Source organism: Fluviirhizobium alvei, assembly GCF_030551875.1.
Lineage (GTDB): Bacteria > Pseudomonadota > Alphaproteobacteria > Rhizobiales > Rhizobiaceae > Rhizobium_E > Rhizobium_E alvei.
The window spans coordinates 292,685-316,563 of record NZ_JAUOZU010000005.1 but is presented as its reverse complement, the minus strand read 5'-3'; the positions used below and the strand labels follow the sequence as shown (position 1 = coordinate 316,563).

20 protein-coding genes are annotated in these 23,879 nt (G+C 59.4%); 10 read left to right on the top strand and 10 right to left on the bottom strand.

Translation table 11 applies throughout. The features are described 5' to 3' along the window. Positions 1 to 33 precede the first annotated feature (33 nt). The 4 genes from Q4481_RS06255 (at position 34) to Q4481_RS06240 (ending at position 4,477) form a co-directional block, all read left to right on the top strand. On the top strand, positions 34 to 870 hold the full coding sequence (locus tag Q4481_RS06255) for a DUF4432 family protein (RefSeq protein WP_304375456.1): 837 nt from the start codon (positions 34 to 36) through the stop codon (positions 868 to 870). 53 nt (positions 871 to 923) lie between these two features. Then, entirely contained in the window at positions 924 to 1,256 is a 333-nt protein-coding gene (locus Q4481_RS06250) for a protein tyrosine phosphatase family protein (protein ID WP_304375455.1), read from the top strand. Positions 1,257 to 1,484: 228 nt separating this feature from the next. Further along, positions 1,485 to 3,374 carry a methyl-accepting chemotaxis protein gene (locus Q4481_RS06245; RefSeq protein WP_304375454.1) on the top strand — a complete coding sequence of 630 codons (1,890 nt, stop codon included), beginning with the start codon at positions 1,485 to 1,487 and terminating at the stop codon, positions 3,372 to 3,374. Positions 3,375 to 3,589: 215 nt separating this feature from the next. Further along, positions 3,590 to 4,477, top strand: coding sequence for a calcium-binding protein (locus tag Q4481_RS06240; RefSeq protein WP_304375453.1), 888 nt, complete (start codon positions 3,590 to 3,592; stop codon positions 4,475 to 4,477). Between the two features lie 52 nt (positions 4,478 to 4,529). Here the strand turns inward: Q4481_RS06240 and Q4481_RS06235 are convergent, their stop codons facing one another. Continuing rightward, positions 4,530 to 6,191 (bottom strand): thiamine pyrophosphate-binding protein, encoded by a 1,662-nt coding sequence (locus Q4481_RS06235; protein ID WP_304375452.1) that lies wholly within the window; start codon positions 6,189 to 6,191, stop codon positions 4,530 to 4,532. 204 nt (positions 6,192 to 6,395) lie between these two features. Beyond that, positions 6,396 to 7,334, bottom strand: coding sequence for an alpha/beta fold hydrolase (locus Q4481_RS06230; RefSeq protein WP_304375451.1), 939 nt, complete (start codon positions 7,332 to 7,334; stop codon positions 6,396 to 6,398). Between the two features lie 223 nt (positions 7,335 to 7,557). Here Q4481_RS06230 and Q4481_RS06225 point away from each other — a divergent pair, with 223 nt between their 5' ends. The 4 genes from Q4481_RS06225 to metF all read left to right on the top strand — a co-directional run bounded on the left by Q4481_RS06225 (position 7,558) and on the right by metF (position 12,614). Further along, on the top strand, positions 7,558 to 8,349 hold the full coding sequence (locus Q4481_RS06225; protein ID WP_304375450.1) for a ribonuclease T2 family protein: 792 nt from the start codon (positions 7,558 to 7,560) through the stop codon (positions 8,347 to 8,349). Between the two features lie 113 nt (positions 8,350 to 8,462). Then, entirely contained in the window at positions 8,463 to 10,112 is a 1,650-nt protein-coding gene (gene ettA / locus Q4481_RS06220) for an energy-dependent translational throttle protein EttA (RefSeq protein ID WP_304375449.1), read from the top strand. 580 nt (positions 10,113 to 10,692) lie between these two features. Further along, positions 10,693 to 11,712: an ArsR/SmtB family transcription factor gene (locus Q4481_RS06215; RefSeq protein WP_304375448.1), complete on the top strand. Its 1,020-nt coding sequence runs from the start codon at positions 10,693 to 10,695 to the stop codon at positions 11,710 to 11,712. A 2-nt stretch (positions 11,713 to 11,714) separates the two neighbouring features. Continuing rightward, positions 11,715 to 12,614, top strand: a complete 900-nt coding sequence (metF, locus tag Q4481_RS06210) for a methylenetetrahydrofolate reductase [NAD(P)H] (RefSeq protein WP_304375447.1) — start codon at positions 11,715 to 11,717, stop codon at positions 12,612 to 12,614. A gap of 431 nt (positions 12,615 to 13,045) precedes the next feature. Here the strand turns inward: metF and Q4481_RS06205 are convergent, their stop codons facing one another. The 5 genes from Q4481_RS06205 to Q4481_RS06185 form a co-directional block, all read right to left on the bottom strand. Next, entirely contained in the window at positions 13,046 to 13,969 is a 924-nt protein-coding gene (locus Q4481_RS06205; RefSeq protein WP_304375446.1) for a DMT family transporter, read from the bottom strand. 127 nt (positions 13,970 to 14,096) lie between these two features. Beyond that, positions 14,097 to 15,293: a lytic murein transglycosylase gene (locus tag Q4481_RS06200; RefSeq protein ID WP_304375445.1), complete on the bottom strand. Its 1,197-nt coding sequence runs from the start codon at positions 15,291 to 15,293 to the stop codon at positions 14,097 to 14,099. Positions 15,294 to 15,571: 278 nt separating this feature from the next. Then, positions 15,572 to 16,354 carry a glycoside hydrolase family 25 protein gene (locus tag Q4481_RS06195; protein ID WP_304375444.1) on the bottom strand — a complete coding sequence of 261 codons (783 nt, stop codon included), beginning with the start codon at positions 16,352 to 16,354 and terminating at the stop codon, positions 15,572 to 15,574. Positions 16,355 to 16,500: 146 nt separating this feature from the next. Next, on the bottom strand, positions 16,501 to 17,181 hold the full coding sequence (locus tag Q4481_RS06190) for a class I SAM-dependent methyltransferase (protein WP_304375443.1): 681 nt from the start codon (positions 17,179 to 17,181) through the stop codon (positions 16,501 to 16,503). Next, positions 17,178 to 18,425 carry a BtaA family protein gene (locus tag Q4481_RS06185; protein WP_304375442.1) on the bottom strand — a complete coding sequence of 416 codons (1,248 nt, stop codon included), beginning with the start codon at positions 18,423 to 18,425 and terminating at the stop codon, positions 17,178 to 17,180. Before Q4481_RS06185 ends, Q4481_RS06190 begins: the two co-directional genes overlap by 4 nt. A 193-nt stretch (positions 18,426 to 18,618) precedes the next feature. On the opposite strand from Q4481_RS06185, the gene Q4481_RS06180 reads away from it, so the two are divergent. Next, positions 18,619 to 20,208, top strand: coding sequence for a putative bifunctional diguanylate cyclase/phosphodiesterase (locus tag Q4481_RS06180; protein ID WP_304375441.1), 1,590 nt, complete (start codon positions 18,619 to 18,621; stop codon positions 20,206 to 20,208). Positions 20,209 to 20,291: 83 nt separating this feature from the next. Continuing rightward, positions 20,292 to 21,740 (top strand): serine hydrolase domain-containing protein, encoded by a 1,449-nt coding sequence (locus Q4481_RS06175; protein WP_304375440.1) that lies wholly within the window; start codon positions 20,292 to 20,294, stop codon positions 21,738 to 21,740. Positions 21,741 to 21,829: 89 nt separating this feature from the next. On the opposite strand, the gene Q4481_RS06170 is transcribed toward Q4481_RS06175, so the two are convergent. From Q4481_RS06170 to Q4481_RS06160, 3 genes are all read right to left on the bottom strand, one after another. Next, positions 21,830 to 22,705, bottom strand: a complete 876-nt coding sequence (locus tag Q4481_RS06170; RefSeq protein ID WP_304375439.1) for a lytic transglycosylase domain-containing protein — start codon at positions 22,703 to 22,705, stop codon at positions 21,830 to 21,832. Positions 22,706 to 22,994: 289 nt separating this feature from the next. Beyond that, a complete protein-coding gene (locus tag Q4481_RS06165) occupies positions 22,995 to 23,483 on the bottom strand; it encodes a phage holin family protein (RefSeq protein ID WP_304375438.1) in 489 nt (162 codons plus the stop codon). A 2-nt stretch (positions 23,484 to 23,485) separates the two neighbouring features. Continuing rightward, a complete protein-coding gene (locus Q4481_RS06160) occupies positions 23,486 to 23,779 on the bottom strand; it encodes a hypothetical protein (RefSeq protein WP_304375437.1) in 294 nt (97 codons plus the stop codon). Positions 23,780 to 23,879: the final 100 nt, after the last annotated feature.

Here is a 23,879-nt window from a genome sequence, read left to right as displayed (position 1 = left end):
TGGCTTGGACATAACGAGTGATGAGGAATTGATATGCTGTTTCATGCCGGAGTTGGTCCGCTGCTCGAACTGGACGAGTCTTCGGCGCTCGATATCGGCTCGTGCCAGTTTGAAGGGGTCGAGCTTGCGCCTGGCAACGCTGTTCCAGATGATGGCGATGCCCGCATCCTGCATTCGGTTGCAGGCTTTCTCTTCACCTGCGGTCCGGATCATATCCGCCATCCCGAACCGCTCAAGGACGGGAGCGGAGCGAAATACCCGCTGCATGGATCGATGGCTGCCTCGCCCGCGACGGTTCTTTCGCATCTGTCGCGACCGGAATGCGTGGAGGTCATCGCCAACACGACGGTTCATCTGGCCGATGGCGGCCAGGCGACGGTGCTGCGTCGCTGGCGTATGAATGCCGATACCGGTGAAGTGGATCTCGAAGACCGGGTCAGCAACTCCGGAACGCGTCCGTTCCCTCCGATGCTCATGTATCATATGAATCTCGGAGCGCATCTGTTCGATGATGCGACAAGGCTCACGGGATCGATGTTTCCCGAAGGCGGCATCGGCTGGGTTTTCGGCGAGGGTGAAGGCCATGTCTTCTGCGTCCCGGCGGAACCGGAGCCGGGCAGCGAATATGCCCGCGTCGTGCTCGGCCCGATCAATGCGATCGGCGGCAAATCGCTGCATGTCCGGTTCGCGACCGACACGATTCCGCATTTGCAGATGTGGCGCAACCAGGCCGGCCATTGCAATGTCATCGGCATCGAGCCGGTCAGCCATCCCTGGACGAACCGCAAGGAGCTGGAACAGATGGGCCTGATGGAGGTGATTGCCCCGGGCGAGTTCCGGATTTATCGGCTGAGCTTCAGCTTCCAGTGATTGACCTTCCGGCACTTGCTGAATAGAGAGGAAAAAACTCCGGAGTGGCTGCCATGGAAATCCGCCAGATCAACGACGAATATTCGGTTACGGCTCAGATCGCGCTTGAAGATCTCGAAGAGATCAAGGCGCTCGGGTTCAAATCCGTAGTGTGCAACCGCCCGGACGACGAGGATCCCGGTCAGCCTTCCTTTGCAGCGATTGCTGCGCGTGCCGCAGAACTCGGGTTGGAAACCGCTCATGTGCCGATCAGTGGTCCGCCGCCGGCTGAAGCCGTGTTGGCGATGGTGGATGTTCTAGAGGAACTTCCCAAGCCGATGCTCAGCTATTGCCGTTCCGGCAACCGCTCGACCATCATCTACCAGCAGACGCTGAACAAGCGATAATTCCTTTATCGCATGAACTGCATTCTGGAATGGCCATGAAAGTGGCTCAGGCCGATCTACGCTCTATGGGGCTTCATGCCGTTCGATCCGTAAAATATACGGCAACCATGGATTGATTGCGCTTGCGTTGCGCATGAGCATGGATTGCGTAATCATCAATTAACCTATCCCGCCTACTTTATTAGCAATTGCTGGCACATTTGCCGGGTTGTCGAGTGGGGTACGAACGTGCGGATAAGTGGTAAGATTTACAGCCTGGTGGCCGTGCTGTGCGGGTCGGCATTGCTGATCGGCGTGACGGGCCTTTATGCCGTCAACGAATACAGCAAGAAACTCGATGCCTATGAGCTGGCGGCCGATCGTGCCTATCTTGGCGAACGACTGAACCGATATGTGACGGCCGTGGTTATGGAAGCGCGCGGTGTCTATGCTTCGGCTTCGACCGAGAAGGCTAAGAAGTTCACTGACGGGATCCTCGAAAATCTCGGCGAGATGGACAAGGTGCTCGCAACATGGAAGCCACTGGTTCCCGAAACGCAAAAGAGCGCCTTCGATGCGCTGTTTGCCCGGTCGCAGGAGTTCAAGACTTTCCGCTCGGAGACCGCAAGGCTTGGCGCCGAGGTTGATCCGAAAGCCGCAAACGAGCAGGGCAACAATGAGGCCAACCGCGCCAACCGCAAGGCATTCCAGAAGGAAATCGATGCTGTCGTGAAGACCGACCTTGAGGCGCTTCAGAATGTCCGCGCCGAAGTTGCCGCGTTCAAGAGCTTCATCTTCACCTTCATGATTGCGATGGCTGGTCTGGTAACGGCTGTCGGCGCTGCTCTTGGCGTCTTCATCGCCCGTGTGCATCTCAGCCGTCCGATCGCCCACATTACCGATACGATCCGCGAGGTCGCCGATGGCAATTTCGATGTCCAGGTGCCCTATATCGATGGCAAGGATGAAATTGCGGAAATGGCTGCTGCGGTCGGCGTCTTCAAGGAAAACGGCAAGGCCGTCGAGCGCATGAACCAGCAGGAAAAAGCCCAGCGTGCCCGGGCCGATGAGCTGCAGCGTTCGCTCTCCGTGGTGGTTGGCTCGGCGGCGAGCGGTGACTTCACCCGCCGTATCAATCGCGATTTCGGGGATGGCGACCTCAATCGGTTCGCCAACGATGTCGACCAGTTGCTGACCAATGTCGATAACGGCATCAGCGCCATGCGGACTGCAATGCGCCATCTGGCCGAAGGTGAATTGACCCACTCGATGAGCGGCCGTTACGAAGGCGCCTTCGCGGAACTCCAGACCAACGTCAACTCCACCCTTTCGAGCTTGAAAGGCACTGTGTTTGACATTCTCGGGTCGTCGGACTCGATCAACGGCAATATCGGTGAGCTTGGCAGTTCGACGACGGACCTGTCGCGCCGGACCGAACAGCAGGCGGCAGCGCTCGAGGAGACATCCGCAGCGCTGCAGGAAATCACGAATGTGGTTCGCGAAGCAACGACCAAGGCCCAGGAAGCGGCGCGCATGGTCAACGAAGCCACCGACAATGCCCGCAATGCCGGCCAGGTCGTCGGCGATGCGATCCATGCCATGGAGCGCATCGAGCAGGCCTCGCGCGAAATCAGCCAGATCATCAATGTGATCGACGAGATCGCCTTCCAGACCAACCTGCTGGCATTGAATGCCGGTGTCGAAGCGGCCCGCGCCGGGGAGGCCGGCAAGGGTTTTGCCGTGGTAGCCCAGGAAGTGCGTGAACTGGCCCAGCGTTCGGCCAATGCCGCCAAGGACATCAAGGCGCTGATCACCAAGTCGGGCAATGAAGTGCAGACCGGGGTGAAGCTGGTTCGCGAAACCGGTGAGGCGCTGTCGGAAATCGAAGGTCGCGTTCTCGGCATCAATGGTCATATTCACGCAATCGCCGATTCCGCCCGCGACCAGGCCACCAGCCTCGGCGAAATCAATCAGGCGATCAACCAGATCGACAATGCCACCCAGCAGAATGCGGCCATGGTGGAGGAAACATCTGCAGCCACGATGAAGCTTTCGGAAGAAGCGACCCGCCTGGTCGAACTGATTTCGCGCTTCCAGGTCGAGGAAAAGCAGGGTCAATCCGGTCGTCGCGCCGCCTGATTTTCCAGATAAATCAGAATCATAGCCCGCCTGCGCTGAACTCAGGCGGGTTTTTTGTCGCGTTCAGCAGCCGCCGCATACGGATGAGCTACGGGATTTATTCGCCCAAAATTGCGGAGGTGTTTCCCCGGGAACTGTGCCCCGGTCCCGAATTTGGTTGATTGGCTTCAACGGACACGAGGTCCTTGAAACCACAGCCAACCGAGGAACAGACAATGGTCACGACAATCAATGCAACATCCGCCTTCATGGAAGATTTCATCGAACGTTCTGCCGAACGGCTGCAGGACATGAACCGGGCCGGTTTCCAGAATATGGGGGGCAACGATGCCTTCTCATCGTCGGCCAACCAGAGTTTTCGGCTCAACGGCCAGTCGGGCGCCGATACGATCCAGCTGATTGGCCTCGGCAATGATACGATCCATACCGGTTCCGGCGACGATTTCGTCTTTTCAGGCCGCGGCAATGACACGATGTCGGGCGGCTCCGGTCGCGATCGTCTGTATGGTGACGAAGGTAACGACACGATTTCCGGCGGGTCCGGCGATGACGATATCCAGGGCGGCATCGGCGTCGATACGATCCGCGGTGGCGGCAACAACGACAAGCTTTTCGGCGGAGCAGGTACCGACATGATCTACGGCGGCACTGGTAATGATGAACTCTACGGCGATCACGATGGCAGCAGTACCAGCCAGCAGGGGCGCGACTATCTTTATGGTGGCTATGGCAACGACCGTATCAGCGGTGGCGGCAATGCTGATATCATGTATGGCGAGGCTGGAGCCGATACCTTCGTCTTCGACCATATCAACGATTTCGTCTTCGGCCATTCCGACATGATCGGCGATTTTTCCCGCACCGAGCTCGACCGGATCGATCTGCAATCGGTCGATGCCAACAGCCTGCGTTCGGGTAATCAGACATTCGATTTCGTCGATGGTCCCAGCACTATTGCGGGCACCCTCTGGCTGGGCGCGGCGTCCAACGGTCAGCAGCGGGTTTTCATGAATGTCGATGGCGGTAACGCTGATCTCGACATCATTGTCAAACTCGACGATGCCACGATGACGAGCCTGCAGGAAAGCGACTTCCTGCTCTGAAGAGCATGGCAAAAGAAGGCCGGGCGACTGAAGTCGGCCCGGCCTTTGTCGTTCATTTCTGGGCGGCGGCTCGGATATCGCTCAGCGACCGAGCAGGCGTGATCGCTTCCGGATCGAGCATGACCTCGATGATCGACGGTTTGCCGCTTTCTCGGGCGCGGAGATAGGCGGCGGCAAAATCCTCGGTGCGGGTAACCTTCTCGCCATGGCCGCCATAGGCCTTGGCGAAGGCCGCAAAATCCGGGTTGGTAAGGCCCGTTCCGCTGACGCGACCGGGATATTCGCGTTCCTGGTGCATGCGGATGGTGCCATAGATGCCGTTATTGACCAGCACGGTGATGATCGGCAATTCGTAGCGGATGGCTGTGGCGAATTCCTGCCCATGCATCATGAAACAGCCATCACCGGCGAAGCAGACCACTTCACGCTCGGGATGAAGCGCCTTGGCGGCCACCGCCGCCGGCAATCCGTAACCCATCGAGCCGGAGGCAGGCGCCGCCTGAGTGGCAAAACGGCGGAAGCGATGAAAGCGATGCAGCCAGGTCGCGTAGTTTCCGGCACCGTTGGTAAGAATCGCATCCTGCGGCAGATGTTCTTCCAGCCACTGCATGATCGGGCCCATGGCGACCGTGCCGGGACCGGTCATCGGCGGCGTTGACCAGCCGATATAGGCGGCATGCATGGACGCGGTCCGTTCGGCCCAGCGCGGCTTACTCTGCGGCGCCAGAGAGGCCAGCGCCTTCGCAAAGCTGACCGGGTCGGCATTGATCGGAAGATCAGGGCGGTAAACGCGTCCGAGTTCGCCGGCATCGGAATGGACATGCACCAGCGTCTGGCGCGGATAGGGAATGTCGATCAGCGTATAGCTCGAGGACGGCATTTCGGAGAAACGGCCGCCGACCATGAGGACAAGATCGGCATTTCGGATTTCATCGGCGAGTTTCGGATTGATGCCGATGCCGACATCGCCCGCATACATAGGATTAAGATGGTCGAACAGCATCTGGCGGCGGAAGGAGCAGCCGACCGGCAGATGCCAGCGCTCGGCAAAAGCAGTGAATTCGTCCACGGCTTCACTATTCCAGCGCGTGCCGCCAATGATGGCGATCGGCCGTTCGGCCTTTTCAAGCAGAGCGCCGAGTTCGGCGATCTGGCTTGCGGCCGGATGGCTTGGCACCGGCATATAGGGCTTGGCGACCGGGGCCTCGACGAGATCCGTCAGCATATCTTCCGGCAGTGCCAGAACAACTGGTCCGGGCCGGCCCGACGTTGCCACGGCAAAGGCACGGGTGACCATTTCGGGAATGCGGCGCGCATCATCGATTTCGGCAACCCATTTGGCGAATTCGGTGAAGGCGCGTCGATATTCGACTTCCTGGAAGGCTTCGCGTTCGCGCGCATCGCGCTGAACCTGGCCGATGAAGAGGATCATCGGTACCGAATCCTGGCGGGCGACATGCAGCCCGGCGGTGGCATTGGTGGCGCCCGGTCCGCGGGTGACGAAACAGATGCCGGGTTCGCCGGTCAACCGGCCCCAGCAATCCGCCATCATGGCCGCCCCGCCTTCCTGGCGGCAGACCATGACATCGATCTTGCTGTCATGCAGCGCATCGAGCACAGCGAGATAGCTCTCGCCGGGAACGCAGGCAATACGCTTGACGCCATTGGCCTCCAGCGCCTCGACGATCAGTTGGCCACCGGTTTTGTTCTGCATGTCGATCACTCACTGGTTTGTTCCATCCCATTCCCGGCGCTCTCGACCTTGCAAGCTTCGTTCCGGTGCGGATCTTGCCTACTGGCCCTTTCTTGCGCGGGTTGCGCGCGGGAATTCCGCAATGGATGCGGTGTTTCGGTGATAGGGCGCCGGGCTCAGCTTCGCAAGGCTCCGCGCGCTGGAAATGGTCGAAAAGCCCCACAATCAGGCGAGACGCGATGTCACACCGTCGGCCCAGGCGACAAAGGCTTTCATGGCTTCCTCTGCGCCCACTTCATTCAGCGTCTCATGGCGCATGCCGGGGTAAAGGGTGAGTTGGACATTCATCATGCCGAGCGAGCGCATGCGTTCGGCAAGCCAGGTCATGGCGCGACCGCCATTGGTGGCCGGGTCTTCACCGCCGCCGACGAGATTGACCGGCAGATTGGGCCCAAGACGCGCCAGCTGTGTTTTCGTGCCTGCGCGGTCAGCAAGGCTGATGACATCGATCCACATGGATACCGAGGCGTCAAAGCCGCAAAGCGGATCGGCGACGTAGCGTGCGACCTGTGCGGCATCATGGCTGAGCCAATCGAACGGTGTTTTTGCTCCGCGCACCGTTTTCGCCCAGGCATCGAATGTGAGGCTCGGCCCGAGCCGGCTCGGCACATCGGAGCCCTTGAAGAAACGTTCGGCCTTGAGGAGCAGCATGCCGACCTGACCGGCCGCCCCAGGATTGAGGCTGGAGTTCCAGACCGCCAGCGCATCATAACGGTCCGGCGAGGCTTCGGCCGCCGCGGTCGCGATCATGCCGCCCATCGAATGGCCGAACAGGATGATCGGTAGGCCGGGATGCCGTGACGCCGCCAGGTCGCGAACGAAGGATATGTCCTCCACCACGCGTTCGGCGCCGTTCCGTTCCGCAAAACGTCCGAGTTCGGCACCCGGCGCCGTCGTTTCGCCATGTCCGCGATGGTCCGGCGCATAGGCGTGATAGAAACGCGATGAGAGAAGCCGGGCAAAGGTCGCATAACGGGCGGAATGTTCGGCAAGCCCATGGCAGATCACTACAATGGCGCGTGCTTCGCTCGTCGCCAATTCCGAACGCAGTGCCAGCGTGGCGCCTGTCGGACTGTCGATCCGCTCGAACGTTTCAAATCCCATTCTGTCCTCCCGATTGTCCGGCCTTTTGGTCTGATTTTAGTTTTTGCTGCCACTCGCAGCGCCCCCGCGTTCGTTCCACTAGCGCTAGCAGAAGCCCTGATGCTTGGGAAGCGATGCAATGCGGCAAATATGGTTGTATAATGTGACTTCCATCAGAATCCGGTTGCAATATTCTATCTTTGTGTGCATTTTATTCCCGTTATGTTCTTATTGGGGGAATGTCATGCGCCAGACACGGAATTCCACGCATCCCATGCTTCTCGCATTTCTGATTGCCTTTTCCTTGCTTTCGATTCCCGTTCTCGCTGGTGCCGCCCAGCCGGAGATGAGCCGCGATGCGGCGAGTGACGCAGAAAGAGCGCCAAAGACACGGCTTATCCTCGGCGTGTCCTGGCAGCCTGGCTATTGCGCCGCGCGGCCGAAATCCACCGAATGCGCTAACGTTGACGCGCAAGCCCTGTCCGGACGACAATTTTCGCTGCATGGTCTCTGGACGCCGAAGAAGCGTTATTGTGGTGTCGACGCAGCAATGAAGGCGACTGACAAGAAGCGTAAATGGCTTGAACTGCCGGAACTTGCCCTCGAGGCAGGGGTGAAGGCAGAGCTGGTGCAGGCGATGCCCGGCATGGCTTCCGGGCTCGAGCGCCATGAATGGCTGATGCATGGAACCTGTTCGGGCCGTCTGGCGAGCGACTATTACCGCCATTCGCTGGCGCTGCTTGCTGCCCTCAACCAGTCGGCGGTCCGCGCCCTGTTCGAGAAAAGCATCGGCCAGACGGTGGATGAAGCGGCTGTCAAACAGGCATTCGACAGTGCGTTCGGGGCAGGAGCCGGCGACAAGGTCCGCATGCGTTGCCGCAAGGTCGGCACGCGCCAGGTGGTGACCGGGCTGACGATCGGTCTCGGAAGCGATGACGAGGATGCGCTTCCGGTTCTGATTGCCGCTGCCGGCAAGACGAAATTCGGTTGCCGCGAGGGCATCGTCAGCGGTTACGCTCCGGCGGAGAGTGACTGACCTCTAAGAACCGGGCGAAGTGTTTGGGAGAACCACCCCTTTGGCAATTGCCGGGCTCCGACAATTGTCCTAAAGAACGGGCACATTTCACCCGATCAATTCGAGGACAGGGCATGGCACGTCAATTCATCTATCACATGGCCGGGCTGACCAAGGCTTTCGGCGCCAAGAAGGTCTTGGACAATATCCATCTGTCGTTCTATCCGGACGCCAAGATCGGTATTCTCGGCCCGAACGGCGCCGGTAAGTCGACCGTTCTCAAGATCATGGCCGGTCTGGACAAGGAATGGACCGGGGAATCCTGGCTCGCCGAGGGTGCCACGCTCGGCTATCTGCCGCAGGAGCCGCAGCTCGATCCGACCAAGACCGTGTTCGAGAATGTCATGGAAGGGGTGGCCGACAAGAAGGCCATTCTCGACCGCTACAACGAACTGATGATGAACTATTCCGACGAGACGGCGGATGAAGGCGCCAAGCTGCAGGACGTCATCGACAGCCAGAATCTCTGGGACCTCGAAAGCCAGGTCGAAATGGCAATGGACGCGTTGCGTTGCCCGCCTGGCGATTCCGACGTGACATCGCTTTCGGGCGGTGAAAAGCGCCGCGTCGCGCTCTGCCAGCTGCTGCTCAGACAGCCGGATCTGCTGCTGCTCGACGAACCGACCAACCACCTCGATGCCGAAACCATCGCCTGGCTCGAAAAGCACCTGCGCGAATATCCGGGCGCCATCCTGATGGTCACCCACGACCGGTACTTCCTCGACAATGTCACAGGCTGGATCCTCGAACTCGACCGTGGCCGCGGCATCCCGTATGAAGGCAACTATTCCGCCTACCTGCAGGCCAAGGCCAAGCGGATGCAGCAGGAATCCCGCGAGGAAGCGACCCGTCAGAAGGCGCTGTCGCGCGAACAGGAATGGATTGCCTCGAGCCCGAAGGCCCGTCAGGCCAAGTCCAAGGCGCGTATCAAGGCCTATGACGAACTGGTCGCAGCGGCTTCGGAACGTCGTCCGGGCGATGCGCAGATCATCATTCCGGTCGGCGAACGGTTGGGCAACACCGTCATCGAAGCCGAGGGGCTCACCAAGGCCTATGGCGACCGGGTGCTGATCGAGAACCTCACCTTCAAGCTGCCGCCGGGTGGCATCGTTGGTGTCATCGGTCCGAACGGTGCCGGTAAGACGACGCTCTTCCGCATGATCACCGGCCAGGAAAAGCCTGATTCCGGCTCGATCACCATCGGTGAGACGGTGGAAATGGGCTATGTCGACCAGAGCCGCGATGCACTCGACGGCAGCAAGACCGTTTGGGAAGAGATTTCCGGCGGCAATGACGTGCTGAAGCTCGGCAAGTTCGAAATGAACAGCCGTGCCTATTGCGGCGCCTTCAACTTCAAGGGGGGCGATCAGCAGCAGAAGGTCGGCAACCTGTCGGGCGGCCAGCGCAATCGCGTTCACCTCGCCAAGATGCTGAAGGGTGGCTACAATGTCCTGCTGCTCGACGAACCAACCAACGACCTCGATACCGAAACGCTGGGTGCGCTCGAAGATGCGCTGGAAAATTTCGCCGGCTGCGCGGTCATCATTAGCCACGATCGCATGTTCCTCGATCGTCTGGCCACGCATATCCTCGCCTTCGAAGGGGATAGCCATGTCGAATGGTTCGAAGGCAATTTCGAGGACTATGAAAAGGACAAGATCCGCCGCCTCGGTCCGGATTCGGTCAATCCGAAGCGGGTCACCTACAAGCGCCTGACGCGCTGATCGCTGTCATTGCCGGCGCCCGTTCCTGTTGGGCGCCGGATTTCCCGCCTTTGGCCAACGTTGACCAATGCGGGGCCGTTGGCGGCTTCCTGGCGGGCTGACAGGCTGTTGAAGGCGCTTCACTTGCCGAAGGACAAGGGTTTTCTGCGGCTTGGTTGATGTGTAATCGGCGGCTGGCAGATCGGCGAGGCCGCCGGACTTGCGCTGCCTTCTCCTGAAGAGGGGCCGCGCGGGTCCTTCTCCCGAACAGTCATCATTTCCTTTCGGTGCTGGCGATCTTCGCCAATCGTCGCGATTGCCACGGCGCGCATCCGCCCTTGGTCTTCGACAGACCAACCCTGCTGGCAGGTTCTTCTTGATTGGTTGGATGGGCGGAAGACATGCCGACGCGGTCTCCCGGAGCGGCGTGGCGACCGCATCTGCATTCCGGCGCCACTATCGGGGAACTGGTTCTGATCCATTCGGGCGAGCGATCCGGTGCGCTTGCAGCTCTTATGATGCAAACGCGCCAGAAACATTTCCACTTGCGTCAGTCTCTAATGTTATATAAAGATATCTTTATATCTTGATTGGGTGACGTATGAGCCGAGCGCAGGGTTTTTCCCTCAACAAACTGGTCGATATTCTCAAGGCAGCGGCAGAGCCGACGCGCATGCGGTTGCTTGTGCTTTTAAGCTCCGGCGACCTGACCGTTTCCGATCTGACCGAAATTCTCGGCCAATCGCAACCGCGCATTTCGCGCCATCTCAAGCTGCTTACAGAAGCGGGCCTCATCGAGCGCTATCAGGAGGGTGCCTGGGCCTGGTTCCGGCTGCGGCGCGAAGGCGATGCGGCGGCTCTGGCGCGCAAGATCATCGAGGAAACGTCGCGGCACGACGCGATTATCACGCGCGATCAGGGGCGCCTTGCACAGGTACGCGTGGCGCGGGCGGAGAAGGCGCAAGCCTATTTCAGTGCGAACGCCACCGGCTGGGATGATTTGCGGCGCCTGCATGTTTCCGAAGAAAAGGTAGAAGCTGCACTTCTCGCCATGGTTGGCGAACGCCCGGTCGATGCGCTTCTGGATCTCGGCACCGGTACCGGGCGCCTGCTGCAACTGTTCGAAAAGCTTTATCGTCGCGGCGTCGGCATCGATGCCAGCCGGGAAATGCTGTCGATCGCGCGCGCCAGCTTGGAAAAGGCAGGCGTGGCCAAGGCTTCTATCCGTCAGGGCGATATTTTCAATCTGCCGCTCGATGGCGGCCAGTTCGATCTCGTCACCATCCACCAGGTTCTCCACTATCTTGAAAACCCTGAAATCGCGCTCGAAGAAGCCAGCCGCATGCTGCGTCCCGGCGGGCGTCTGGTGGTGGTCGATTTCGCGCCGCATTCAGTCGATGCGCTGCGCTCGGAACATCACCATGCCCGGCTCGGTTTTTCGCATGAACAGATGCAGGCGTGGTTTGCCAAATGCGGGCTCGAGCTCGTCAGCGTCATGGATCTCGAACCCGAGCATGGGGATGAGCAACTGACGGTCACTCTTTGGCTGGCGCGTGACCGCCGCATTGAAATAGCCGGCGAGGCGGGCACCAGATCCGCTGGACAAACCAGGAGAGTGTAACCATGTCAAAGCGTCGCGATCAGGCGGGCAAATCCGTCAAGTTCAGCTTCGAATTCTTTCCGCCGAAGAATGCGGAGATGGATGGCCAGCTCTGGCAAACGGTTGCGCAGTTGAAAAGCTGGGGGCCGGAGTTCGTGTCCGTGACCTATGGCGCCGGCGGCACCACCCGCGATACGTCCCTTTCGACCGTCGCCCGCATGATTGCCGCCGAGGGGTTGGCAACGGCCTCGCATCTCACCTGCGTCGGCGCCTCGCGGGAAGAGGTGTTGGCGGTGGTTCGACAGTTCCAGGAAGTTGGCGTTGAACGGTTCGTGGCGCTGCGCGGCGATCCGCAGGGCGGCATCGGAAGCGCCTATCAACCTCCGGCGGGCGGCTTTGCCAACGCAGCCGAGCTGACTGCCGGTCTCGCTGACCATGGCATCCGGGATATTTCGGTCTCTGCCTATCCGGAAAAGCACCCTGAAAGCCGCGATATCGATGCGGATATCGACATGTTGAAGCGCAAGGTCGATGCCGGTGCGACACGTGCCATCACCCAGTTCTTTTTCGACAATGCCGTGTTCGCCCGCTATCTCGAACGCGTCCGGGCTGCCGGGATCGAGATCCCGATCCTGCCCGGCATTCTGCCGATCCAGAATCTGGCCCAGGTGAAGAAATTTGCCGGCCTCTGCGGCGCAAGCGTTCCCCGCTTCGTTGAGGATGTGCTCGGGCCGGTGGATGACAACCCGGCCGAACGCGCGCTTCGGTCGGCGGAACTTGCGAGCCGGCAGGTGCGGGACCTGATCGATCTCGGCATCAGCGAATTCCATTTCTACACCATGAACCGGGTTCCGCTCATGGAAGCCGTTCTGGAACAGAGCGGGTTCAGCCGTTCGCTTGGCAAAGAGACAGCCGCAGCCTGATCGACATGCAGGGTGGGCAAAATGGAAAAGGCGCCGGAAACAACCGGCGCCTTCTTGAATTCTTGTCACGGGCGAAATCGAGCCCGGTAAAGTAGCAGCGTCTTTCTATCGTCCTCTCAGATGAACAGCATCATCGTTACGAAAAGAAATGCCGCGCCAACCAACACGGCGTTCAAGGATTGTGTCAGCCCCATATGGACCTCCTTCAACTGTTGACGGAGTTAATATTAGGGCCATTTTTCGAGCAATGGAAAGCCATTTTTATGCTGCATTGCGACGATTCTGTGAAAGATTACTCATATTTCCGCAGATAATGGCATGATTTTCCACGTTCTTTTGCGTTTAATTTTTTGTTCACAGAAATCAACCATTGGTTAACAAACGCCAGTTCTGAACCTGTGGATAGGCCCGGTCCGACACAATCCGCCTTCCTATCGTCTCAATGATGAAGCGAGTCTCGATACCAGCCGGCCGTCGAGGATAACCAGGCCGAAAGCGATCGCGAGCAGTCCGAGCCCTTCGAAGAGATCGAGTTGTTCGCCGAGAAAGAGTACGCCGAGCAGGATGGCGCTCGGCGGCACCAGGAGGGTAACGAGTGATGTGTTGGTGGCACCGGCGAGCGTGATCAGGCGGAAATAGAGGATATAGCCGAGTGCGGTCGAGGCAAATGCCAGTGCGAGCACTGCAGCAATCACGCTGAACGGGGGCATCGGCAGGGTCCAGGGCAGGTCATGTGCCAGCGCAACCGGTGCCATGATGATGGAGGCGAAGGTCAGCTGGCCGGCAGCTGTCACTGGGGCCGGTATGGAGCGAAAGCGCCGGCCGAAGATGGCGGCAAATCCATAGCTCACAGCTGCGAGGAGCGGCAGAAGCAGAGCCCAGAACGGCGCACCGGCCTTTTCGCCGATATGGGGAAGGAAAAGCAGAATGGTGCCGGCGAGGCCGGTCAGCGTGCCAAATGCCTTGGCCGGCGTCAGCTTTTCGTCGCTTGTGAGCATATGGGCGACGAGGACTGTCCAGATCGGGGTGGTGGCATTGATGATCGAGGCGAGGCCGGCGCCGATTTCGGTCTGGCCGATGAAGATGAAGCTGTGCGGAATGACATTGTTGATCAGCCCGAGAAGGGCAAAGGACCGCCAGCGGGCCAGCAATTCCCGATAGATGCCGTAGCGACCGGCGATGAAGAGATGCAATGCGATCGCTGCGAGGATGAAGCGAAGGAAAGCGAGCGTCAGCGGCGGCACATGGCCGATGGCAAAGCGGGCAAAAAAGAAGGATCCGCCCCACAGAAGACCGAGGATGATCAACAGCATCCAGGCAAGAGGCGAAATCGTGGTGCTTTTCGGCGCGGTCATGGCAATCCCTTCACATGAGATGCCATTGCGCTATCAGGAGTCGTTTCCGGCAGCCACCCGAAATTGAAATGGCCTGCCGGATTGATCATCCGGCGCCGTCAATCAGCGCCGGTTTGCCTTGGGAAAATCAGAGGGCGTTGAGCAGATCCTGCGTTGCCCATCCGTCTGCGGGCATGCCAAGCCGTTGCTGTTCCTTCTGGATGGCAACGCGTGTGCCGCCGCCAAGGATACCGTCGATCTTGCCGACATCATGGCCGCGACCCTGCAGTTTGGTCTGCAATTCCTTCATTGCATCAGAGGAAAGACCTTCCTGCGGCTGGCCCTTGATATAGGGTTCGGCGCCGGCAAGGCGGGTGGCGAAATAGGCCGCCGAGGTCGTGTAGATGAAGGACTGGTTCCATTCGAGATAAATGCCGAAGTTCGGATAGGTCAGGAAGGCCGGTCCGAAACGGCCCTGCGGCAAAACCAGGGCTGCGGGCAGGGTGCCGAACTGGGTGTTGCCATCCCGCGGCTGAACTCCGAGCTTGAACCAGTCGGCAGCCGTGAGCGTGCCACCGAGGCCGGTCTTTTCGAAGGGCAGGGTCTGCGGGATCGTGACTTCCTGGATCCAGGGTTCGCCGCGTTTGAAGCCGAGGCTCTGGATGAAGCGTGCCGCCGTGAGGATCACGTCGTCTTCGCTCTTCTTCAGGTTCACATGGCCGTCGCCATCGCCGTCGGTGCCAAAGGCAATGATGTCTTTCGGCAGCATCTGTACCTGGCCGATTTCGCCGGCCCAGGCGCCGGTGTTGGTCTGGGGATCGAGGTCGCCATGCTGGACCATTGCGATGAGGGCGAGCAGTTGCGGCCGGAAAAGTTCCGGGCGGCGGCAATCATGCGCCAAAGTCACGAGCGCGTTGCGAGTGTTGAAATCACCCTGCACAGCGCCGAAATCGGTTTCCATGGCCCAGAAGGCGGTGATCACCGGTGCCGGCACGCCATAGTCGGCTTCAGCCTTGGCAAAGGTCGCGGCATGCGCCTTCATCTTCTGGCGGCCGATATCAAGACGGGGCTGGCTCACCGTGCGCTTGGAAAATTCGAGGAATGTCTGGCGGAACACGCCCTGGCCGCGATCGCGGCTCAACACCTTCTTGTCGATCGCCGCTCCTGCGAGCGCCCGGTCGGCCGCTTCTGCCGACAGGCCCTTGGCAATCGCCTCTGCCTTCACGCCATCCAGAAAGGATGCGAGATCGCCACCACAGGCCGCTGCCTGCGCCGATGCGAGTGCAGGATATGCGAGGGACAGTGCGCCTGCGCACAGAATTGCCAGGGGGCGGGGCAGATGCATGAACAATCCTTCCGAAATCGCTGACGATGCATGGTCATTTTGGCCGAAGAAAAGCCCATTCGGTCAAGATGATCATGCAACCTTTTCAATACCAGAGCGTCGTCAGGCTGTTTTCCGGCCAGACGACGTTTCGAGATGTGAGCTTTTCCAGAAGAATGCGGCAGATGCAAGTCACGCTCAAGTGTAAACGAGACAAAGTTGCCAGCAAACACAGAGATCTGTTTGGCAAAGCCGCTGGCAAGAATCAGGCTGTCCTGATCATCGTATCCGGCTGAGCATCAGCCGCCCGAAACCGAGGTGACCCAGTTCTGCCAGTTCTTGCGCGAGCCTGCGAAGACATTGATGTCCGTCGAGCCGTCGATTCCGGGGATCACGCCGGTCGAGGTATATTGCCAGAAGGCCCAGCGGCGATCCTCATAGACATTGTTCGGATGGTTGGCGACCGAACGCAGCCAGAAGTGATAGCGCTTGAACTCGCCGACCAGAATGTCGCGGTGGAAATCGACCGAGGTATAAATGATCGGGCGCTTGCCATAATGCGCTTCCAGCCGGTCGAGGAATCGCTGCAACTCCTGAACCGCCGTTTCCTTGGAGGGGCGGTAGCGGCAATTCTTGGATTCGCCGTTCCACTCGACATCGAGAACCGGCGGAAGATAGCTCGATTCTTTCGGCACATTGCTGATGAACCAGTTGGCCTGTTCATCTGCCGTCGAGCAGAAATAGTAGAAGTGATAGGGCGCCTGTGCGACGCCAGCAGCCGAGGCGCCGCGCCAGTTTTCGGAGAACTTCGGATCAACGCGATCCTTGCCCTCTGTTGCCTTGATGAAGGCGAACGAGACGCCGGAGGCCTTGACCTTGCGCCAGTCGATATCGCCATTCCATTTCGACACGTCGATGCCGTGAACGGAGTGATGATGCGGGGTCTTGGGACCGAAATCCTGCGGATCGGTGTCATGGAACTTCGGTTGCACCGAAGCAGTCTCGACGAGATCATATTCCACGGTGGAGCAGGAGGCCATTACCAGAAGCAACGGCAGCACGAGGTTCGCGAGACGGCGCATGTTCTTCCCGACTTGACGCACTTGAACATTGCCTCCGACCATGCCAGCGCGTTCGCGGCCTCACCGAAGGCTTGAACCTCCGTTGTCCCACATCATCGTAAAAAATGCGTTAGTTTCAAGCGAAAACTGGCACAGGGATGGCGGTTTCAGCCGCCAACCTGTGCGGAGGAGCGTTTCAGGATGAAGAGCCGGGCATAATCGCGCACGAGAGTCGTGCTGTGTAGTGTCAGATTACGCTTGGCGGAAATGGCTTCAAGCATGGCGGGCAGTTCGGCACGCGGGGTGACATGGAAGCGGGCGAGCCAGCTGCGAAGGGCCCTGCGGAACCAAGCGGGAAGGCGATCCTGTTCGCCGAAATCGACGATGTGCAATTCGCCATCGGGCGCTAGCGCATCGACGGCACGCTCGATCGTTCCGCGCCAGTCCGGTATCATCGACAGTGCATAGGAGATCAGGATCCGGTCGAAACCGTCGGTGTCGAAATCTTCGGGGCGGAAGCTTGCCGCATCAAGGAGTTTCAGATCCTCTGGACGGAGCAGGTTTTCGCCCAGCCGGGCCCGGGCCAGTGCAAGCATTTCGGCGGAGATATCGAGGCCGTAGAAGACTGCGCCAGGATGGCGCCGGGCTGCCATCGCAAGGTTGCGCCCCGTGCCGCAACCGATTTCGAGCAGGCTCCGACCGGGAGCAAGGTTCAGTCCGGCAATCGTGCGGTCGCGACCGAGCAGATAATATTTGCGCGTCAGGTCATAGATATATTTCTGATAGCGGTAAGTCCGGTCCATCAGGTCTGCATGGGCCAGACTGGTCTCGGCGATCGGTCCGTTCATGCGATCTTCTCATAGATGTGGAAGCCACCATAGATGGCCGACCGGTCCTGCTCGTTGAGCTCGGCGGATCGTTCGGACAGATAGGTCCACTGGCTGGCAATACCATAGGGCAGGCGGCCTTCGATGATGCTCTTTTCAGCGGCGGTGCGGAAAATGACGCGGGCGCCATCGCGCGCGGTGCGGCTGATTTCGCTCCAGAGACCGGCGAGCTGGGCATCGGTCATCCAGTCCTGGGCGTCAAGCAGGACATAGCGATCCATCGATCGGGCAGGCTTTACCGAAAGCATTGTGGCAAAATCGGTATGATGAAGCGTGACGCGGTCGAGCCGGTCCTTGATCGGGCGATAGTTGCGCTCGGCAAGGTAGGGCGGCATGTTGCCCTCTTCGGGCCTTGGGTAGCGACGTGCGAAGGCCTGCCAGGCGAAGTAATTTTCCTCGAGCGGGAAATTGCAGACCAGCTTTTCGACCCGCTGGCGCAGCACACCGGCGAGCGATTTCTCGCTCGAAAGGCTTGCAAGTTCATCGAACTGGCGCGGGGGAATACCGAGCCCAAACAGAGAACTCTTGCGGGCAGTGATCCAGCGCACGGTCTTGCGTTCGAAGATCGGAGCGATCTTGTTGTCGAAGAACTGACGCTGTTCATCGAGCCCGCGGGCGCGCACCAGTTCGGTCAGGTCGACGCCATAGACCTTGGCGGCCATGTGGCTGGCCCCGATGAAGCGTCCGAGAAGTCCCGAGCGGTAGATATTGCGGTTGAAGAGATCGATGCGCCGACGCCCGTTCAGCCGGCGGCTTTCCCAATAACGCCGTGCTGACGGTTCGAGCTTTTCGGCTATGAAGCGATCATAGGCGACGGAGTTTGCGCGCTCATCGGCACGGCCGAAAAAGCGGATGACATCGGCATGGTTCGGCAGATGGGCAAAGGCAGCGATTTTCAGACGGTTGAGCGCGATGTGGCTGGCGTTGAGATCGACGACATCGATGGAGGCCGGACCGGCTGCGAGATAGGTCAGCATGTTGCAGCCGCCGGAGGCGATGGTGGCGATGCGGTGTTCCGGCCTAAGTTCCATCGCTGCGAGATCCACTTCGGGATCTTCCCAGATCTGCGGATAGACGAGACCTGAGAACATCCAGCCGAACAGTCGCTCGGAGAGACCGGCCCGCGTCAGCGGCTTGTGTTGCAACAGCGCGCCCTTGAGGCGTTCATCCATGCCGAAACGGGGTGTCTTGCCGTAGATTTCCATCGTTGATCCCTGAAGATGATCACTATGCACGGCCTATTGCAGTTCCACGAAACTTTCATGACAGCGGTCTAATGTGGCTGTGGGAAAGGTCGGGTCTTCCTGATGTGCCGTAATCTGACAGCGTTTCGACCGGGATAAGAAAACGTTAAGCTTTCGTCGATAGCGTTCCCGCCATATAGCAGGAGCGACTAACATGATGTTACGGACGTTGCTGCCGGGTATTCCGTTGCGATATGCTTTCGCAGGCTCGGCCATCGGGGCGCTGTTGCCCCTCGTCATTTTTTCATTTGAGGCACTCGAAGGCCCTCTCAAGATTGGGCTTTCAACGCATACGCTTGCAATCGGGCTCGACAATCCGGCCGAAATGCTGGTGGCGCTGATGCCGATCATCTTTGGTCTCTTCTTCTATCGTTTCGGGCTTCAGCGTGAACGTCTGCTGCGGGAACTTCGTCTCCAGCGTCACCGTGAGCGGCTGATTTCGGACATGGCCTTGCGCGATACGTTGACCGGTCTCGCCAATCGTCAGGCGCTGGAACGCGATATCGCAACCTGCATCGAGGCGCGTCATCGCGGACGCTATCGTCCGGCGATCCTCTTGCTCGATCTCGACCGGTTCAAGCATGTCAACGATACGCAGGGCCATGCGGCGGGCGATGAATTGCTGCGCCAGTTTGCCCAACGGCTCGCGCAGGCCTTCGGCAGGATTTCCACCCTCTATCGGCTCGGTGGCGATGAATTCGTGCTCCTGGTGCGGCAGAACCACGACCGAGCCTTTCTGGAGCGCCTGGCAGGGCAGGTGGAGGCGTTGCTGGAAGAGCCGTTTGAACTGGCGCATGGCCGGGCGATTATCGGACTTTCCATCGGCATCGCCTGGCTCGAACCGGAGGACAGTAGCCTTGCCGACCTCATGCGCAAGGCAGACACCGCGCTCTATGGGGCCAAGGAGATTGTCGGCTCGGCGCATCTTTTTCATGATGATGCGATGGCGCGCTCCGTCCTCGGCCTGATGCAGATGGAACAGGACATCGCGCGGGGCCTTGCAGATGGCGATTTCTTTGTCGAGTATCAGCCGATCGTGACGGCATCTGCCCGCGATGTCACTGGTTTCGAGGCGCTGGTTCGCTGGCGGCATCCGTCGCGGGGGATCATCGCGCCCGACGAATTCATTCCGATTGCCGAACGCACCGGCCATATCATGGCGCTCGGCCGGTTCGTGCTGGAGCGCGCCCTTGCGGATGCCGCGGCCTGGCCCGATATGATCGGTGTCGGGGTCAATGTTTCGGGTGACGAATTCAGCGATCCCCGCTATGTCATTGAAGTGCAACATGCGCTCGATCGACATAGGATCGCGCCGTCGCGGCTCACCATCGAAATCACCGAATCCATCTTCACGCTCGATCCGGGCATCGTTCGAACCGTGCTCCAACAGTTGCGTCAGATCGGCGTCCGCGTGGCGCTCGACGATTTCGGCATGGGCTTTTCCTCGCTCAGCCATCTGCGACAGTTTCCGATCGATTCCATCAAGGTCGATCGATCCTTCACGCGCGGGCTTATCGATGACAGCCGGGACATGCAGCTGATCGATGTCATCATGCGGCTGGGGCGGGCCTTTGGGGTGCCCACGATCGTCGAAGGGGTGGAGAACGAAGCGCAGCTGGAACGCCTCAGGCAGATGGGCGCCAACGCGATTCAGGGTTACCTGATTTCGCGCCCCATTCCGGCAAGCGCGGTTGCACCCTTTGTCGTCAGGACAGACTCATCCTTCGGTGCGCTTTCGGCATAATGTGAAAAGTCTGGAAAGGCAGCTTTTCGCACTTCCCCTTTGCGTCTATTCCTGTTCTGCTCAACGGGAATTTGGAGCCTGTCATGCGTATTGTCGCCAGAATTTTGAAATGGTTTGTATTTCTCGTCCTGATCCTCTGTCTGGGCGCCGCCGGTTGGCTCTATGTTTCGCCGCCCGAACTGCTGCGCGTTGCGACCGCCTATTCGGTCAAGATGGTTTGCTCCAACCATTTTCTTGCCAAACGTGATCCTGCGGAAGTCCTGGCAGTCGACGTTCAGGCGCCGGGCCATCCGATCCTGAAATATGTCAGCGTCAAGCAGGTCGATGATGCGACTTTCAGCGCCAGCATTTTCGGCATCTTTGCCACCGAATATGCCGTCAATCGCGCCGGACTGGGCTGCGCAAGCGTTCCCGATCATGATCTCGCTGCAGTCAAGGCGATCAGCCTTGCGGCGGAGCCGGTCATTGCGCCGGAATCCGATTTCGAATGGCCGCTCGGCGATCAAGTCAGTCTCGCAAATCACCAGCAGGTTAACGCCATCATTTCTGATCCGGCGCTTGCCGGCCCCGGTGTGCGGGCCGTTGTCGTCGTCAAGGATGGCAGGATCATCGGCGAGTACTATCCTGCGGGTTTCTCCGCCAATACGCCGCTTCTGGGCTGGTCGATGACCAAGACGATCACCGGCGCGCTTGTCGGAATGCGGGTCGCGGAAGGCAAGCTTTCCTATGGACAGGACAAGCTCTTTCCCGACTGGCCGGATGGCCGTGCCGCCATCAAGCTTTCCGACCTTCTTGCCATGCAAAGCGGGCTCGATCTCGAGGAAACCTATGGCGACGTCAATGATGTGACGCGCATGCTTTTCCTGGAGCCCGATCAGACTGCTTTCGTCCGCTCCAAGCCGCTTGAAGCGCCGCCGGGCACCAAGTTCGAATATACGACCGGATCGGCGGTGGCGCTGACCCGGATGTGGATGAATACGTTCACCGATGTTCAGGAAGCGCTTCTCTATCCGCGCAAGGCTCTGTTCGGGCCGATCGGCATGCGCAGCGCGGTCATGGAAACCGATAGTCGCGGCACTTTCTCCGGCGGTTCGTTGATGTATGCGACGGGGCGCGACTGGGCCCGTTTCGGGTTGCTGTTGCTCAATGGTGGCGACTGGAACGGCAACCAGATCCTGTCTCCGGACTATATGCAGCTGGTTTCGACCGGGACAGAGGTCTCGAAGGGTGAATATACCGGCGCGCAGGCCTGGAAGCTCGGGCCCGATGACAAGCCGAACGCTGACTTCGGTCTGCCGGTCGATACCTATTGGGCAAGGGGCCATGACGGGCAGTCGATTGCCGTCATTCCATCGGAGAAACTGGTCGTCGTGCGGCTGGGGCTGACGCCATCCGATCTCGGATATCTGCCGCAGAAGCTGGTGGCCAAGGTCATGGAAGCGGCCCGGGTGCCGCAATTGCCGCCGGAAAGCGAACCGGTGAATGCCGATCCCGACGCTGTGCCGCAGCTCGAAGCGCCTGCGGAAGAGTGAGGCCAAAGATCACTGAACGAGAAGGTTCAGGAAACACCAAAAGCAAAAGGGGCCGATGGCCCCTTTGAACTATCCCGGATATCAAACTCTCAATAGAGCCGGTCGAGAAGGCGCTTGCGCTTGGCTTCGTAATAATAGCCGGTGCGATAAAGCCAGTCGGCTTTCTTGGCGTCCTTCTCTGCGACGATCCAGGCGCCACGCAGATATTTCACGGCATATTTCAGGTTGGTTTCGGCATCCAGAAGACCGCTTGCCGAACCGTCATAGCCGAGGCCCTTGGCAGTGTTGTAGCGGATCTGCATCAGACCCCAATTGCCGCGATGGACTGCACCGGGATTATAGTTGCTTTCGCGGCGGACCACATGATGCACCAGATGTTCCGGCACATCGTAGAGTGCGGCATATTTCGAAATCAGGTGATTGAGATTCGGGTTCTTGCTGCTGGTCGTCGTCGCGGCGGCAAAGGCATCCAGCGAACGGGTCTTCGGTGCATCGGCCACCAATGCGGTGGTGATTGCAGCGTCGGACCGATCAGCCGGCGTCGGAACCGCAGCGGCAATGACTTCCGTGGTTGCGGTTTCCGCATCGAGCGAAGCCGTTTCCTGCAGAGAGACGGGCGAGGCAACGGTTGCGCCGTTTTCCACTGCCGCCAGGGTGGCATTCAGCTGGGAATCGGCCGCAGCGAGCTGGATGTCCGGACGGGGCGCCGGCATGGCATAGGCCATGGCAACGGTCTTGTCGGTGGCAAGATCGAGCGGCTTGGTCTCGACGACCGGCTTGCCGTTGGCATCGGTTACCGGCTTGTCTGTCGCCGTCGCATCGGCGCCATAGGTGGCGCGAAGGGCTGCCAGTTCCTGGGCCGATGGCTTGGAATCCGGCACGACAGACGTCACCTTCGACGTCGTGCAGGAGGCCAGCATACCCAAAGTTCCTGATATGACGGCAATCCGTGCTACAAGCTTCATATTCCAGCTCCGCTGTATCGCGCAATTTGCATGGCTTCGGCCAGCTTTCAGCGCGCCTTGCGTTCACGTTTCTTAACGCCCTGATACCTCATTCGATCACTTTGGGCAAGGGTGGGCGAAAAGGTGCGCACTCTTCTCGCTTAAGCGACCGGTGACGCAATCCTATGGTTGTGGTATATCAGGTAATCCTTAAGCCCGTATTGACGAAAAAGTAACGCTAACAATCGGTAAAGCTTGCAAGAATTGCATAGCTCCACGCCGGGCTCGACTTTGAATGCCGAAATCTGCGTCAAGCCGGTTTGTTCGTGTCGTCTTTCGGCGTTTTGCGGATCCCCTTCACCAGAATCGATGCGAGCGGTCCGACGAGTCCCAGCAGGGCATTGTCGAACGGATGCCGAAGGTCGATCGAGGTGAGGTCGCGGGTGGCCGCACGACCCTCCGCCAGGAGCGCATCCAGAGAGGATTGGTGCAGTTCCATTGCCAGATCATGTTCGCGACCCGGTTTGGCGGTCGCGGCAACCACGGCAAGGATGATGGCGATCACAAAAGCGGCTGTGGCGACGATCAGGGCCGCCACGATCGGTCCCCACAATGTCTCGAGCGCATAGAAGGTGGCAACACCGAGCATGGTCAGGCCGAACACGGACAAAAGAACAGCGGCGAGGCCAAGCCCTGTCCGCGTGGCATAAAGCCGCAACCTTATGCTGGCGATGGTGGAATCGACCTTGTAGAGCAGTCCGGCCAGACGGCTGAGATTGTCGAAGCGATCCGGTTTCATGGTCATAGTCCTTTGGATATACGGCCGATGATCAGGCCGAGAAGAAAGGCAGCGGCAGTCGCGGCGATCGGATGTTCCGTAATGGCATCGCCTGCTTCGCCCGCCGCCTTTTCCAGTTGATCGCGCAACTCGCCCAACGCTTCGATGGCGCTTGCGATATCGATGGGCGGACCGCTTTCGTCTGGCTTGGCGCCATCGCTTTCCGGTTTGCTGCTTGCTTGAGCCCGCGTCTGCGCCGCCTCAAGCTCCTTGAGGATCGCGTCGATCTCGGTGCGGATTGTTTCGATGCCGGCCATGCGGATCTCCTGTCTGGTGAGAAGATCATCGGCATTCGGGCGCCCCAGCGCCTTGACTTATATCAATATAGTAGTCGAGCAAGAAAAGGGCGGGGTTTTG